This window comes from Stenotrophomonas sp. STEN056 (assembly GCF_056759635.1).
Genome location: NZ_JBRRDL010000036.1, coordinates 1 through 13,627, shown reverse-complemented (window position 1 = coordinate 13,627; position 13,627 = coordinate 1). Strand labels below are relative to the sequence as shown.

The window sequence follows — 13,627 nt, the reverse complement described above, 5'->3', positions numbered from 1 at the left end:
AAGAGCCCCGTACCCGATCCGCCCTTGGCGTCGCGCTCAGCTGCGACCGGGAGAGCCACTGTGCCTCCCAAGCTCTCTTACAGCGGGCAAATCAGTAGGCCGCTCAGCGCCCATTCATTTTTAAATGAATTAGCAATATCCTTTAAATTCATGCACTTATTGATAGTTACAGCTGGTATTGCAAAACAATAAGAAATGAAATTAATATTTCGTTCAGCTGTAACGGAAGTTTCACTCTATTCAGCTACCGGCACGAAATCGCTTCCAAGACCAAGGGAATTCAATGAGCAGTGCAAAGCAAGCAGTCCGACTGAAGCGCACAGCGCTCGCGGTGATCCTGACTTCGGTCATCGCCGCCGCGTCGGCCCAGAGCACCACCGGCTCGCTGTATGGCAACGCGCCTGCCGCCGCAGGTACGACCATCACGGTCCAGAATGAATCCGGCCTCAAGCGCACCGCCACGGTGGACGCCAATGGCCGCTACAACCTCGGCTCGCTGCCGGTCGGCAACTACTCGGTCACGTTGCAGCGCGATGGCGCCGTGATCGACAAGCGCGAAAACGTGCAGCTGCGCGTCGGCGCCGGTGTCGAGGTCTCCTTCGGCGGTGGCGGGGCCACCACGCTGGATGCGGTGACCGTCACTGCGGCCAATATGCCGAAGATCGACGTCACCAACACCGTCTCCAAGTCGGTCATCACCTCCGAGCAGCTGGATGTGCTGCCGCTGGGCCGCAGCGCCGAATCCATCGCACTGCTGGCACCCGGCGTTGTTGCCGGTAGCCAGCAATTCTCCAATGGCTCACGCACGGTACTGGCCTTTGGTGGCTCCAGCGTCACGGAGAATGCCTACTACCTCAACGGCTTCAACACCTCCAATCCGTTGAGCAACATCGGCGGTGTCGGCCTGCCCTACGGCTCGATCGACCAGCAGGAAACCTACACCGGCGGCTACAGCGCCCGTTATGGCCGCTCCACCGGCGGCGTGATCAACCAGCTGGGCAAGCGCGGTACCAATGAATGGCACTTCGGCTTCCAGACCACCTGGGCACCTGACAAGCTGGCGGCATCTCCGCGTGATGTCTGGTATCCGAACAACGCGCTGGCACCGGGCTACGAGTACACCGATGACAAGAGGCCGGGCACGCTGTATCGCTACCGCAACAATGACACCGCCAGCCGTACCACGGTCAGCGGCTATGTCAGCGGCCCGTTGATCGAGGACCGTTTGTTCATCCACTTGGCCGCAGAAACCGACAAGAAGGATGGCGTATCCACCAACAGCGTTGCGTCCAGCACGCAGGCGCGCAACAACTACACCATCGACACGCCGAAGTTCTACGGCAAGATCGACTGGAACATCACCGACGACCACACCCTGGAATACACCCGTATCCAGAATACCGACCGGACCAGCGGCTACTACACTGCCTTTGACTACGGCACGCTGCAGGAAGGTGCTCGCACCGGAACCTTCTCCGACACGACGAAGATCAAGGATGACTTCGACATCTTCAAATACACCGGCTACCTCACCGAGGACCTGACGCTGAGTGCAGTCTGGGGCCGCAGCAAGCAGAGCAACCTGCAGTACAACCCCGGCGAATCGCAGAACCCGTACCTGAGCGGCGTCAACCTGCAGGACCCGTCCATCACCGGCGGCACCCCGATCCGCAACGATCAGGCTGCCCGTGATACCAAGGCCCGTGATGCCGGCAGCAGCACCCGCGGACTGCGCGTGGACCTGGAGTACCGCATTGGCGATCACCAGCTCAAGGCCGGTATCGACAACATGTACTACAACGCCAACAACGAAGGTCAGACCATCACTGGCCCCGGTTACGCCTGGTATTACTCACGCATCAGCCCGGACCAATCGCCGAGCCCTGGCTTCAACATCACGCCCCCGGGCGGTGACGGCTACTTCGCATACAAGTACGTGTTCTCGACCACCACCAGCATGTCGGTCAAGCAGAAGGCCTACTTCGTGGAAGACAACTGGCAGATCACGCCGAACTGGCTGGTCACGCTGGGCGTCCGCAACGACAAGTTCACCAACTTCAACAGTGCGGCCGTGCCGTACGTGGAGAGCGGCGACCAGTGGGCCCCGCGCCTTGGCGCCAGCTGGGACGTGTTCGGCGACTCCTCGCTGAAGGTGTTTGCCAACCTGGGCCGTTACTACCTGGCCCTGCCCAACAGCGTCGCCATCCGCGGTGCGTCGGCCTCGACCTTCACGCGTGAGTACTTCACCTATACGGGCATCGATGCCAACGGCAACCCGACCGGCCTCACCGCGCTGGGCCCAGGCCCGGTGTCGTCCAACGGCGAATATGGCGTTACTCCGGATCCGGCCGCTGTTGCACCGACCGACCTGAAGTCGCAGTACCAGGATGAACTGATCCTCGGCTTCGAGAAGACCATCGGCCAATCGTGGAACAGCGGTGCCAAGGTCACTTACCGTCGTCTGCAGACCGCCATCGATGACATCTGCGATCCCGACCTGATGGAAGCAAAGCTCCAGTCGATGAATGTCGACACCTCGGGGCTGGAGATCCCGGGCTGCGTGATCTTCAATCCGGGCAAGACCAATACGTTCCGTGCCAAGCACATCGATGGATCGGGCTACACCGCGTTCCAGATGAATGGCCAGGACTGGGGTTACGGCGGCACCAAGGCCAAGCGTGACTACGTCGCCATCGACCTGTTCCTGGAACACCCGATGACCGACAAGTGGTACGGCCGCCTGGATTACACCTGGTCGCGCAACTTCGGCAACACCGAAGGCCAGGTGAAGTCCGACATTGGTCAGGATGACGTCTCCAAGACCCAGGACTGGGACTCCTCGGTACTGATGGAGTACGCCGGTGGCTACATGGCCAACGACCGTCGCCACCAGCTGAAGGGCTTCGGCGCCTATCAGTTCAATGACGAATGGACTGCCTCGGCGACCCTGCGCATCATGTCGGGCATGCCCAAGAGCTGCCTGGGCTACTACGGCGCGAACCATACCGATCCGCTCAATGGTTATGGTTCTTCCTATCACTATTGCGATGGCAAGCCGTCTCGCCCGGGTGACGCAGGTCGCCAGCCGTGGACCAAGCAACTGGATCTGGGCGTGATGTATCGCCCCTCCTTTGCCGACCACAAGCTGGCTCTCGGTTTGGATGTGTTCAACGTGCTCAACGAGTTGAAGCCGGTCCAGTCCGACGCCACCTTCGAGACCGGCCCGTACACGCAGTCAAACACCTACGGCATGGGTACGTACTACACCGCGCCGCGCTCGGTGCGCCTGACCGCATCCTATGATTTCTGATCGTAGCGCTGCACGGTAATCTCTCTTAGAAGAAGTACTTCAAGCCCCGGCTCAATGCCGGGGCTTTTTTTCAGCGCTTCCAGGCGATCCGGCAATGTGCAGCACGTACCTGACAGACATGTTCCCAGTGAAGCCTCTGCCGAGCATGGCTCGGCACTACGCTCGCATGCGTTGATTGCGAGGATTTACCGCACCGACATCTGCAACTCGCGTCCCGCTGACGCCTCATTCCCGCTGTAGTCCCTGGCGGTGATGCGGATTGTGTAGTTACCCGGTTGCAGCTCCGCTGGTTGCAGCATTCCAGTGGCGAGCTGGCCATCGCGCACGGTATTGGTCAGCACATAACGGAAACGTGTGCTGCTGTTGCCGTGCACGGTGATGCCGCTGTCGGCCGCATAGGCGACCTTCACCGCTTCGCGCTGCGGTGGCATGCGGTTGAAGATCAGATTCATGCGCGGCTGCTCGTAACCGGGCAGCGGCCGGTTGTTCGCATCGAGGATCTGGTAGCCCAGTGCATACAGCCCCAGCCGGCGGCGCGGCAGGTTGTTGTCCACCTGGTCCCAGGCTTCGACCACCAGTTGCAGGCCCCCGCCATCGCGGGCTACCTGCAAGCGCCCATCCACCTTGTCGCGCAGGCGCTGATCAAAGCTGTCCAGCAGCGCGATGTCGTCAATCTTCGGCGCTACATGATCGGCGTAGTTGTTGAAGCCCAGGCGCACGGCATTGCGTTCGTAGCCCGACGGCCCCACCGCCAGGTGCACATGCGCCTGGTTGTTGATGCTGCCCAGCGCATCGCCCGGCTGGAATCGCGTGCCACGGCGCACGCGCACGCGATCAAGCCGCCCGCTTTCATCGTTGAGCAACTGGAAGCGCGCCGCATCGAGCGGGCGGTTGCCAGCATCGCGGCCCACCTTCATGTGGATGTAGTCGAGCTTGTCCAGCGAGAATCCTTCGGCCTGCCCGCCCAGCGACCAGGTGGCGGCCGGGCTGCTGACCTTGCCCGCGGCAATGGCCAGCACGGTCTGGCCCAAGTCACCCCGCACATCGAAACCGCTGTGCAGATGATGCCGGCTCTCCCCGCTGAAATTGCCGCGCACTTCGCCCAGCGTGCCGGTCACTTCATGCCAGCCGGTCTGCGGTGCCAGCGGCCAGCGCCCCTGATTGCGCGGCAGCGGGTTCTCCGCCGAAGGCCCCAGCTCGGCGAGCTGCGGCACCGTACCAGCCGGCAGCTGCTGCAGATGATGGACACGATGGGCGTCGGCATCGGCCAGCACCACACTGCCATCGGCCGCCACGGCCACACCGGCGGGGCGGGCGAAACGCTCGGCATCATTGCCCGCTACCGCCACCACATGGCCGCTGGCCGATACCTGCACCACACGGCCGCTCAACCGCTCGCCGATGTATGCCACGCCATCGTGGGCCAGCGCCAACGTCATCGGCCCCCACAGCACCCGCGCGCCGTCGGGGCCACCCATCCGGGTATTGACCTCACCTGCGGGGGTAACCGTGCGCACCGCATTGTTCTGCAGGTCGGCCACCCACACGTTGCCGTGCGCATCCACGGCCACGTCGGTCGGCGTATCAAAGCGTGCCTGCGCGCCCGGGCCATCAACCCAGGCCGGCCGATCACCGCCGGCCAGCGTCCACACGCGGCCATCGGTTTCGATCACACGGATGCGGTCGTTCCAGGTATCGGCGACGTAGACACGCCCATCAGCCCCCACCGCGACGCCCATCGGCCCGTCGAACTGCGCCTGCGCCCCGGCGCCATCGGCAAACCCGGCACGCCCGTTGCCGGCCAGCGTACGCACCTGCCCCTGCGGTGTGATCTTGCGGATGGCGTGATTGCCGGTGTCGGCGACATACAGGTTGCCGTGCGCATCCACTGCAATACCCGAGGGCGTGTTGAACGCCGCAGCATCGCCCACGCCATCGGCAAAACCTTCGCGGCCGCCAGCGAGCACATGGAACATGCCATCGGGCGTGCGGTAGACGATGCGGTTGTTGTCGCCGGCATCGGCCACGAACAGCACGCCGCCGCTGATTGCCACCCCCCATGGGTCACTGAAGCGTGTCTGTGCCGGCGTGCCCTGCGCATTGCCGATGACACCGTCGCCGCCCAACAGGCCCACCTGCGCCCGCCACCCCAACGGCGTTGGTGCCGGGCCGCTGGGCAACGGCGGCGGCGGCGCCCACAGGAAACTGGCAGCCAGCGCGGCCCCGGTTACAACGACGACAGCGCTCACCCAATACTTGCGTTCCATCCACACCCACCCCATTCCGGAGCAGGCACCATAGACGTTGCAAGGCCACGCGGAAACCTCCCAGAAGCCACGGATATCCCCACCCTCATGCATACCCGCCTGTACATGGATGAACCCTGCATCCGCCTGCAGCCCGCCGGGGCACAAGCCATTGTGCTGCCGCTGTCGTTGAATGATCTGCTGGATGCGGGGCTGCAAGGCTTCCCACCGTCGGAGCCGGCACTGGAGCGCGCCATCGCCCTCAGCGAAGACGCATTGATGCCGCACGTGGCAGCGCTACGCAGCCATCCACTGGACATTCTGATAGCCGCAGATGATTCACTTGCTGCGCTGCCGTCGCTGCTGGGGCGCGAACGCTCCGCTGCACCGCAGATCCGCATCGATGATGTGGAATACAGCTTCAACCAGGTGGCACAGGTTGCCTCCGGCATGCCCGCGCATTCAATGGGCGTCCCCGCACAGCCCGCATTCATCGCCGCACTGCTGGTGGTGCGTGAACTGATGCATCACGTGGGTTGGAAGCAATTGCAGCTGCCGTAGAACACGACACGGCTCGAAGGCCAGGCGCATGTGCACTCCATGCGCCCTTGCCCACAGCAATCAATCGGAAGGAACACCGCTGCCTGCACTGGCCCTACTGCGCCGGCCGCTCCGGGCCGGTGCCCATGGCTTCGCGGTAGCGCGCGTACAACGCCAACACCTTGTCCACGTAGTGCCGCGTTTCCGCATACGGCGGCACACCACCGTAGCGGGTGACCACGCCGATGCCGGCGTTGTACGCCGCAGCAGCCAGGGTGCGGTCGCCGTTGTAGCGGCCCAGCAGTGACTTCATGTAACGCGCACCGCCGTTGATGGATTGGGATGGCGAGAATGGATCGGTCACGCCGTACTCGGTGGCCGTCTCCGGCATCAACTGCATCACCCCCTGCGCGCCCTTGGGGGAGATGGCCTTTTCGTCGAACGCACTTTCGGCATGCGCCACCGCACGCAGCCAGGCATCATCCACGCCGGTCGCCCGCGAGGCAGCGCGGAACTGCCGTGCATGCCGGTCCAGTTGCGGCCTGCCCACGCGGCCCAGCCCTTCATGCGCCGGCTCGCCCGGCGGTGTGGCCACGGTGAAGCGCAGGTACGGGCGCGAGCCCGGCAGATTGCGCGTTGAATACACCAGCTTGCCGTCCTGCTCACGCTCATACAGCGTGCCGCTGAACACACCAAAATTGCCCCAGAGATTGGGCGTCTGCACCGCGTTGTCATCCACCGTCATCGCCTTGCAGGTGGAGCCGGGTTCCGGTGCGGTGGCCATGCTTACCGTGCCCTTCTGCACGCAGCGGTAGATGGTGCGCGCCTGCAACGGCGTACACACGCCCACCCACAACAGCACCACTGCAAGCATCGCCGCGCGCGACATGCCGGAAACCGATCAGGGGAAACGGCGCTGATGCTGATCCCCGGCGTTTGAACGGCAGGTGATGAAAACCGCTTCCTTCACGGCCAGAATGAACGGCCGTCCCACGACTGCCGGTCATGCCCAATTCCCCGCCCCTGCTCGGTTTCGCCAACCCCCGGTTCCATACCGGGCGCAACACCAGCGTACGGCGAGGAGCTCGCTGGCATGGGATTACGCAGGCACGCATCGAACTGGCGCCGGGCCGGCATTCCACACCCGTATCGCTGATCACGGATCTACGCCGCTTCGACACACTGACCGCCGTCGATCTACGCGATGAGCACGATCGGCAATGTCGTACGCCGGAAGGATTGCTGGCGGTGATGCAGCATTTGTATCCGGGCTTCATGCCCGACGAAATGGTCACGCTGCTGCATTTCCAGTGGCCGCCGCCGTAGGAGCGGCCTCGGCCGCGAAGCCGGTACTGCATCGAAGCCGGCATCGAACCTGTTGCAGGAAGCGCCAACGCTGCAATCCGAAAGACACTGGTAGTTTCGCGGCCGAGGTCGCTCCTGCGGAAACAGCGCCGCCACATAGGCGGGGGTCTGTTCCCCACCTACGCGGCAACGCAATGCTTCAACGCGCGTTGGCCGCGCGCAGATGTTCACCCACCGGCTGCGAGAATGCGCGGTTGTCGCTGACATCCCAGTTGATCGACCAGGTCATCACGCCGCGGAAATCCGGGTACGGCTGTGACGGCTTCACGTCATCGCACTGCGTTGCCGTGGTCAGGCAATCGAAGGCGCGGTTGATGTCGGCCGGGGTCGCATAGCCATTGCCGGCTGCACGCAGGCCCGACGGCAATGCCAGCGCCACCTGGTCGGCGCGCAGGCCTTCAAAGCGGCCTTTGCCGCCGGCCAGCGCAAAGCCTTCAATCAGCATCTTTGCCGAACCCACCATCATGTCCACGCTGCCGGCGGGGTACTTTTCCGCGCGGTACGGCGTGGGCAGGCCACCGTTGTTGTAGAGCTGCACGTGCAGCAGATCCAGTTCCTCGCGCAGGCCATCAATCAGCGGCAGGTACGCGCCCCAGATACCTTCCATCGACACCAGGCCACCCTGTACATACGGGTGCTCCGGCGCCATCGACACATACAGGTTGGGGTACATGCCATGCAGGCGCTTCACCGCTGAAATCAGATGCGGTGTGACCGGCGCGCCGTGCACCACACCGGCCACCTTTTCCAGGTCGATATCAATGCCATCCAGCCCGAAGGTGTTGATGGCCTCGGCGGTGGTGCGCACGAAGTTGTCCTCGTCACGCTGGGTGTTGAGCGTCACCCTGCCCAGCTCGCCGCCGAACGACAGCACCACGATCTTGCCCTGCGCGCGCTTGGCGGCAATATCGGCGATCAGCTGCGTGCGGTCCAGCGCACGGTCAGGGTTCAAGGCCACCTTGCCCTCGCCCATGTCGTCGGCGAAGGCCAGCACGATCACGTCCCAGCTGTCGTCCACCTTGGCCACCGGCAGCAGGCCCTGGCCGTTGTCGAAGTTGTGCAGGTAGCCCACCAGCGCGTGCTTGGGCAGCGGGTGGCTATGGCCGGGGGCAACACCTGCCTGCGTGGCGGGGGCCGGGGCGGTATTGGCCTGGCAACCGAAAGTGGAGGCAAGGGCCAGCACACATGACATCAGGGTGATCGACTTCATCGCAATACCGGAGCGTGTAGGAACCCCGATTCTAGACACACAATTCGCCGATAAAACCACAGAAAAACAATTGGTTATGAAACCTGTCCGGGTTTGTCGCCGCCCTGTCCGGGGCATGTCCACAGTGCAGCGCAGCACGACAGACATCCTGTCATCCGGCTCCGCGCAAGGCGCCACACCAGCTGCCATCCCGGTGCACCGGGCGGCTCGTGCAGGACAGTGCGGTTACCCGCAGGTCTTCATGCGCCGCTCGGCATCCCACAGGGCGCGACGGGCCTGGTCATAGGCGCTGTCGGCGGCGCTGGGCAAGGTATGTTCGGCTTCGGTCGGGTCGGCGCCGTTGTTGTAGCGGTATTCCACCCGCTGCAGCGTATCCAGGTGCGCCAATGCCGGCGCCAACCAGCGCGTGCGCTGTTCGCCACTGCAACGCGGGTAGCGGCCTTCCAGTGCGCCGATCGCGGCGCGGATGCGGCGGCTGGCTTCGCCCTTCATGTCCGGCACTTTTTCAAAACGAATCGGCGCGGCCTTGTAAGCGTCACCCGTGGCCTCGCTGCCCAGGTCCGATGGACGTTCGTGCGAAGCCGGGTTGAAGGCAACTTCCGGTGGCCGCCGCGCTTCCGCCGCCTGGATGTCACGCCCATACAGCGCACGCTGCGTGCGTGTTTGGCGGGTGCCTGCGGTCTTGCCGTTGAACAGGTCCGCCGTTGCCCGTTCACCAACGCCGGTGGCCAGTTCATCACGATGCTCGAACACTCGCTCCACTGACGCCTTCTGTCGCTCAGCCGGGGCATCGGGAAGATCGGGCCGGCCATCGGAGCCGTACAGGCGCTTGAGCAGATCATCCCGGGGTTCGGCAGCAACGGGCAATGCCTCTGCAGCGGAAGCAAGCGGCTGCGTGCCTGCCGGTTGATCGGCCGCCACAACCGGATCAGGCGCCGCTTTCAGCGGGATCAACAGCGGCTCCACGCGCTGCGGCTGGGCGGCTGCCGGCGGCAGCCAGCGCAATTGCACGCGCGGCTCACGCGTCGTCGGTGCCGCCTCAGGCACCTGCAGCAACAGGCGCGCCAGCGCCGACAGGAACGCCAGCGCGGCGATGCCGGCGACGGTCCGTACCCACACAGGTTCAGGCTGACTGCGGTAGTGCATGCATGTCCATCAAGGGAGCTCCGCAAGGCGGTTACCGGCCCTGCCACGGCACATCTGCGCAACACACTGACCACGGCAAGGACGGCAAGTTCCAGCCATGGCAACGTCCCGGGGGATGATCCTTTCATGGCGGTGGGCGATGATTGCAGCAAGGCTGATCCTCCCCGCAGTGAAAGGAGCTGTTCCGTGAACGACGTTGCATCGCAGAACCTGGACGAAAGCATCGCCAAGCAGCTGTTCTTCGGCCATATCGCCGAAGATGCCCTGTTTCCCTATCCGCAGATCCGCGAACGCGACCGCGAGATGCTCGGTGCGATGACCGACGCCATCGACCAGTTCCTGGGCGAAAAGACCGCCGAGCTGCGCCAGTACGACCGCGATGCCGAGCAGCCACCGGAGTTCATCCAGGCGCTGCGCGAGATGGGCTTGTTCGGCCTGATCATTCCCGAGGAATACGGCGGCCTGGAGCTGTCCAACGGCGCCTATGCACGCGTGCTGGGGCAGACCAGCAGCCATGACAGCTCGGTGTCATTGACCATTGGCGCGCACAGTTCCATCGGCATGAAGGGCCTGCTGCTGTTCGGCAACGATGAACAGAAGCAGCGCTACCTGCCTGCATTGGCCAGCGGCGAGATGATTGCCGCGTTCTGCCTCACCGAATCCAGCGCCGGCTCCGATGCCGCGGCCATCCGCACCAAGGCCACGCGCAACGACGACGGTACCTGGACGCTCAACGGCGAGAAGATCTGGATCACCAACGGCGGCATCGCCGATTTCTACACCGTGTTCGCCCGCACCGACACACCCGAAGGCAAGGTCACCGCCTTCATCGTCGAGGCCAAGTGGGACGGCGTGAGCCACGGCCCGCACGAAGACAAGATGGGCATCCGTGCCTCGTCCACCACCACCGTGGCCTTCAACGACGTGCGCGTGCCGGCGGCCAATGTGCTGGGCCCGGTCGGCAAGGGCTTCAAGGTGGCGATGAACATCCTCAACAGCGGCCGCACCGGATTGGGCGGCGGCGCGGTGGGCGGCATGCGGGCGTTGATCCGCATGGCCTGCGCACAGGCCAGTGAGCGCAAACAGTTCGGCCAGGCAATTGCCGAGTTCGGCCTGGTGCGCGAGAAAATCGCGCAGATGACCGCCGACTGCTTCGCCGCCGAAAGCACGGTGTGGATGGTTGCGCACCTGATCGACAGCGGCCGTACCGACTACTCGGTGGAAGCGGCGATGAGCAAGGTATTCGCCAGTGAAGCGGTGCAACGCTGTTGCTACGAATCGCTGCAGATTGCCGCCGGCAACGGCTTCATGCGTGAACTGCCCTACGAGCAGATGACGCGCGACACCCGCATCCTTTCGATCTTCGAAGGCACCAACGAGATTCTGCGCCTGTACGTGGCACTCAATGGCTTGAAGGGCGTGGGCGCGACACTGAGCGAGCTGCAGAGCGCGGTGGGCGGCATCTTCAATGACCCGATCAAGGGCTTCGGCGTGCTGGGTGACTATGCCGGCCGCCGCATGCGCGAGGCCACCGGCTACGGTACCGGCCGCATCCGCGCACCGCTGGACGAATCCCTGCGCCCCTTGGCGCGTCTGCTGGAAAAATATGCCGTGGAATTGTCCAAGGCATCGGACCGCCTGCTGCGCAAGCACGGCAAACATATCGCCGATCAACAGCACGCCCAGAAGCGCGTGGCTGACATCGCCATTGATCTGTTCGTCGGCCTGTGCGTGCTCTCGCGCGTGGAGAGCCTCATCCAGGCCAATCACCCGGCAGCCGATGACGCCAACCAGATCGCGCGCCTGTTCGCCCGCCAGGCGCGTCGGCGCATGGCCCGCAATGTGCGCGGGCTGGAGCGCAACGAAGACGAGATCATCGAATCGCTGGCCACCTCGGTGCTTGAACGCGGCGGCTATGCCTGGGATGTGATCTAAAGAAGTAGCGCCGTAGGAGCGGCCTCGGCCGCGAAGCCGATACGGCTGTCCATCGCAGCACTCCTGCAATTGCAGGGGTTGCCTGCGGCGGATGCATGGTAGCTTCGCGGCCAAGGCCGCTCCTACGGGCTCAGGCATCCTCCAATGCCAAAGCACCTTCGCGCAGCACCCGCCGCAGCAACATGCGGCCATTGCGATCCAATCCCCGCACGCGCGGCTTCACGCCGTGATGGCGATAGCGACTCACCACCTTCCGCCGTGATGGCGATAGCGACTCACCACCTTCTCCAGCGCGGCCACGGCGGTGATGTCCCACAACTGCGCACGCGACAGATCAATCACCACAACGCGCCCCTCCGCGACACGCGGATCGAATGCATCGATGAAGGCATCAGCCGAGGCAAAGAACACCTGCCCGCTCACCGCGTAATGCAGGCTCCCATCGGCTTCATCCTGTGATTCAACCTGCAGCAGGCGCGCCACTTTCAGCGCAAAGAACACGCCACTGAGCAGCACACCCACGCCAACACCGGCCGCAAGATTGTGCGTACCCAGCGTGACCGCCACCGTCGCCAGCATCACCACGCCGGAGAGGCGCGGGTGCCGCACCAGCGCACCCAGGCTGCGCCAATCGAACGTGGAGACGCTGACCATCACCATGATCGCCACCAGCGCGATCACCGGCACCTGCGCCACCCACGGCTTCAGCAGCACCATCAACACCAGCAGGAACACGCCGGCAAACAAGGTGGACAAGCGCCCCCGACCGCCGTACTTCACGTTGCCCACGGTCTGCCCGATCATGCCGCAGCCGGCGATGCCCCCGAACAGCCCAGCGGCGATGTTCGCCACACCCAGGCCGGTGCATTCGCGGTTCTTGGAACTGGGTGTGTCGGTGAGTTCATCAACCACGCGCGCAGTCATCATCGACTCCAACAAACCGACCATCGCAATCGCCAGGGCCGGCATGGCGATGATGCGCAGCGTATCCAGATCAAACGGCAGAGCCGGCAGGCCCAGCCAATGCGGCAGTGATTCGGGCAACGTGCCAAGATCCGCCACGGTGGGCAGCTCCAACCTGAGCCACGACGCCAGCACGCTCAACACCACAATGCAGATCAACGGTGAAGGAATCGCCCGTACCCCCGGCACTGGCAGCCGCAGCAATCCGTAGATCAGCAGCAAGCCCAGGCCGAGCATCATCCAGGTAACTGCGGTGGCGCCCTGCAGCTGTGGCAGCTGGGCCGAGAAAATCAGAATCGCCAGCGCATTGACGAAGCCGGTGCGCACCGAGCTGCTGACAAAGCGCATCAACACGCCCAGCCGCAGTACGCCGAACATCACCTGGAACACACCGGCCAACAGGCCGGCAGCGAACAGATACGGCAAGCCATGCGCACTGACCAGCGGCGCAGCCACCAGGGCAACCGAACCGGCAGCGGCGGTGATCATCGCCGGGCGTCCACCGAACACCGCAATCACGATGCTCAACACGAACGAGGCAAACAGGCCGACCTGCGGGTCCACGCCCGCCACGAATGAGAAAGCGATGACTTCGGGAATCAGCGCAAAGGTGGCGACCGCGCCGGCCAGCATTTCACGCAGCGGATTGGCGCGCCATTGCGCCAGCTCGGTGTTCAGGAAAGACATACGCGCCAGCCGCCGGTGCCTGCCGAGGAAAGCGGCGGATACTGGCGGAATCAAAGGAGGGGCGCGAATTATGCCTGCTGCAGCGCGCTGGCCGTGGATTGGGGGCCAAGTCGCAACGACGAGATGTTCGCAATCTCCCCCTCCCCAGCCCTCCCCTTGCCTGCGGCAAAGGGAGGGGCAACAGGCGGCATGCGTGATACCTGGCAGATCATGCATAGCCACTCC

General features: G+C 64.0%; 8 protein-coding genes and 1 pseudogene. 4 read left to right on the top strand and 5 right to left on the bottom strand.

Annotation, left to right across the window (positions count from 1 at the left end; all coding sequences use genetic code 11):
• Window positions 1-283 precede the first annotated feature (283 nt).
• Complete coding sequence (locus tag ACVOLO_RS15505; protein ID WP_481571216.1) at window positions 284-3,310, top strand: TonB-dependent receptor; 3,027 nt, start codon at window positions 284-286, stop codon at window positions 3,308-3,310.
• A 185-nt stretch (window positions 3,311-3,495) separates the two neighbouring features.
• On the opposite strand, the gene ACVOLO_RS15500 is transcribed toward ACVOLO_RS15505, so the two are convergent.
• Window positions 3,496-5,577, bottom strand: coding sequence for an NHL repeat-containing protein (locus tag ACVOLO_RS15500; RefSeq protein WP_481571215.1), 2,082 nt, complete (start codon window positions 5,575-5,577; stop codon window positions 3,496-3,498).
• Window positions 5,578-5,664: 87 nt separating this feature from the next.
• On the opposite strand from ACVOLO_RS15500, the gene ACVOLO_RS15495 reads away from it, so the two are divergent.
• Complete coding sequence (locus ACVOLO_RS15495) at window positions 5,665-6,117, top strand: hypothetical protein (protein WP_481571214.1); 453 nt, start codon at window positions 5,665-5,667, stop codon at window positions 6,115-6,117.
• A 94-nt stretch (window positions 6,118-6,211) separates the two neighbouring features.
• Here the strand turns inward: ACVOLO_RS15495 and ACVOLO_RS15490 are convergent, their stop codons facing one another.
• Complete coding sequence (locus tag ACVOLO_RS15490) at window positions 6,212-6,985, bottom strand: lytic transglycosylase domain-containing protein (protein WP_481571213.1); 774 nt, start codon at window positions 6,983-6,985, stop codon at window positions 6,212-6,214.
• 116 nt (window positions 6,986-7,101) lie between these two features.
• On the opposite strand from ACVOLO_RS15490, the gene ACVOLO_RS15485 reads away from it, so the two are divergent.
• On the top strand, window positions 7,102-7,422 hold the full coding sequence (locus ACVOLO_RS15485) for an ASCH domain-containing protein (RefSeq protein ID WP_481571212.1): 321 nt from the start codon (window positions 7,102-7,104) through the stop codon (window positions 7,420-7,422).
• A 178-nt stretch (window positions 7,423-7,600) separates the two neighbouring features.
• Here the strand turns inward: ACVOLO_RS15485 and ACVOLO_RS15480 are convergent, their stop codons facing one another.
• On the bottom strand, window positions 7,601-8,671 hold the full coding sequence (locus ACVOLO_RS15480) for a chitinase (protein WP_481571211.1): 1,071 nt from the start codon (window positions 8,669-8,671) through the stop codon (window positions 7,601-7,603).
• A gap of 225 nt (window positions 8,672-8,896) precedes the next feature.
• Complete coding sequence (locus ACVOLO_RS15475; RefSeq protein WP_481571210.1) at window positions 8,897-9,817, bottom strand: hypothetical protein; 921 nt, start codon at window positions 9,815-9,817, stop codon at window positions 8,897-8,899.
• A 186-nt stretch (window positions 9,818-10,003) separates the two neighbouring features.
• On the opposite strand from ACVOLO_RS15475, the gene ACVOLO_RS15470 reads away from it, so the two are divergent.
• Window positions 10,004-11,752, top strand: a complete 1,749-nt coding sequence (locus ACVOLO_RS15470) for an acyl-CoA dehydrogenase family protein (protein WP_481571209.1) — start codon at window positions 10,004-10,006, stop codon at window positions 11,750-11,752.
• 258 nt (window positions 11,753-12,010) lie between these two features.
• Here the strand turns inward: ACVOLO_RS15470 and ACVOLO_RS15465 are convergent.
• A pseudogene (locus tag ACVOLO_RS15465) lies at window positions 12,011-13,402 on the bottom strand (SulP family inorganic anion transporter); the annotation flags it as partial.
• Between the last annotated feature and the right edge of the window lie 225 nt (window positions 13,403-13,627).

What these genes read in the sequence shown, in the direction of transcription:
- ACVOLO_RS15505 (WP_481571216.1), top strand. Translation starts at nt 284, where the DNA reads ATGAGCAGTGCAAAGCAAGCAGTCCGACTGAAGCGCACAGCGCTCGCG.
- ACVOLO_RS15500 (WP_481571215.1), bottom strand. Translation starts at nt 5,577, where the DNA reads ATGGAACGCAAGTATTGGGTGAGCGCTGTCGTCGTTGTAACCGGGGCC.
- ACVOLO_RS15495 (WP_481571214.1), top strand. Translation starts at nt 5,665, where the DNA reads ATGCATACCCGCCTGTACATGGATGAACCCTGCATCCGCCTGCAGCCC.
- ACVOLO_RS15490 (WP_481571213.1), bottom strand. Translation starts at nt 6,985, where the DNA reads ATGTCGCGCGCGGCGATGCTTGCAGTGGTGCTGTTGTGGGTGGGCGTG.
- ACVOLO_RS15485 (WP_481571212.1), top strand. Translation starts at nt 7,102, where the DNA reads ATGCCCAATTCCCCGCCCCTGCTCGGTTTCGCCAACCCCCGGTTCCAT.
- ACVOLO_RS15480 (WP_481571211.1), bottom strand. Translation starts at nt 8,671, where the DNA reads ATGAAGTCGATCACCCTGATGTCATGTGTGCTGGCCCTTGCCTCCACT.
- ACVOLO_RS15475 (WP_481571210.1), bottom strand. Translation starts at nt 9,817, where the DNA reads ATGCACTACCGCAGTCAGCCTGAACCTGTGTGGGTACGGACCGTCGCC.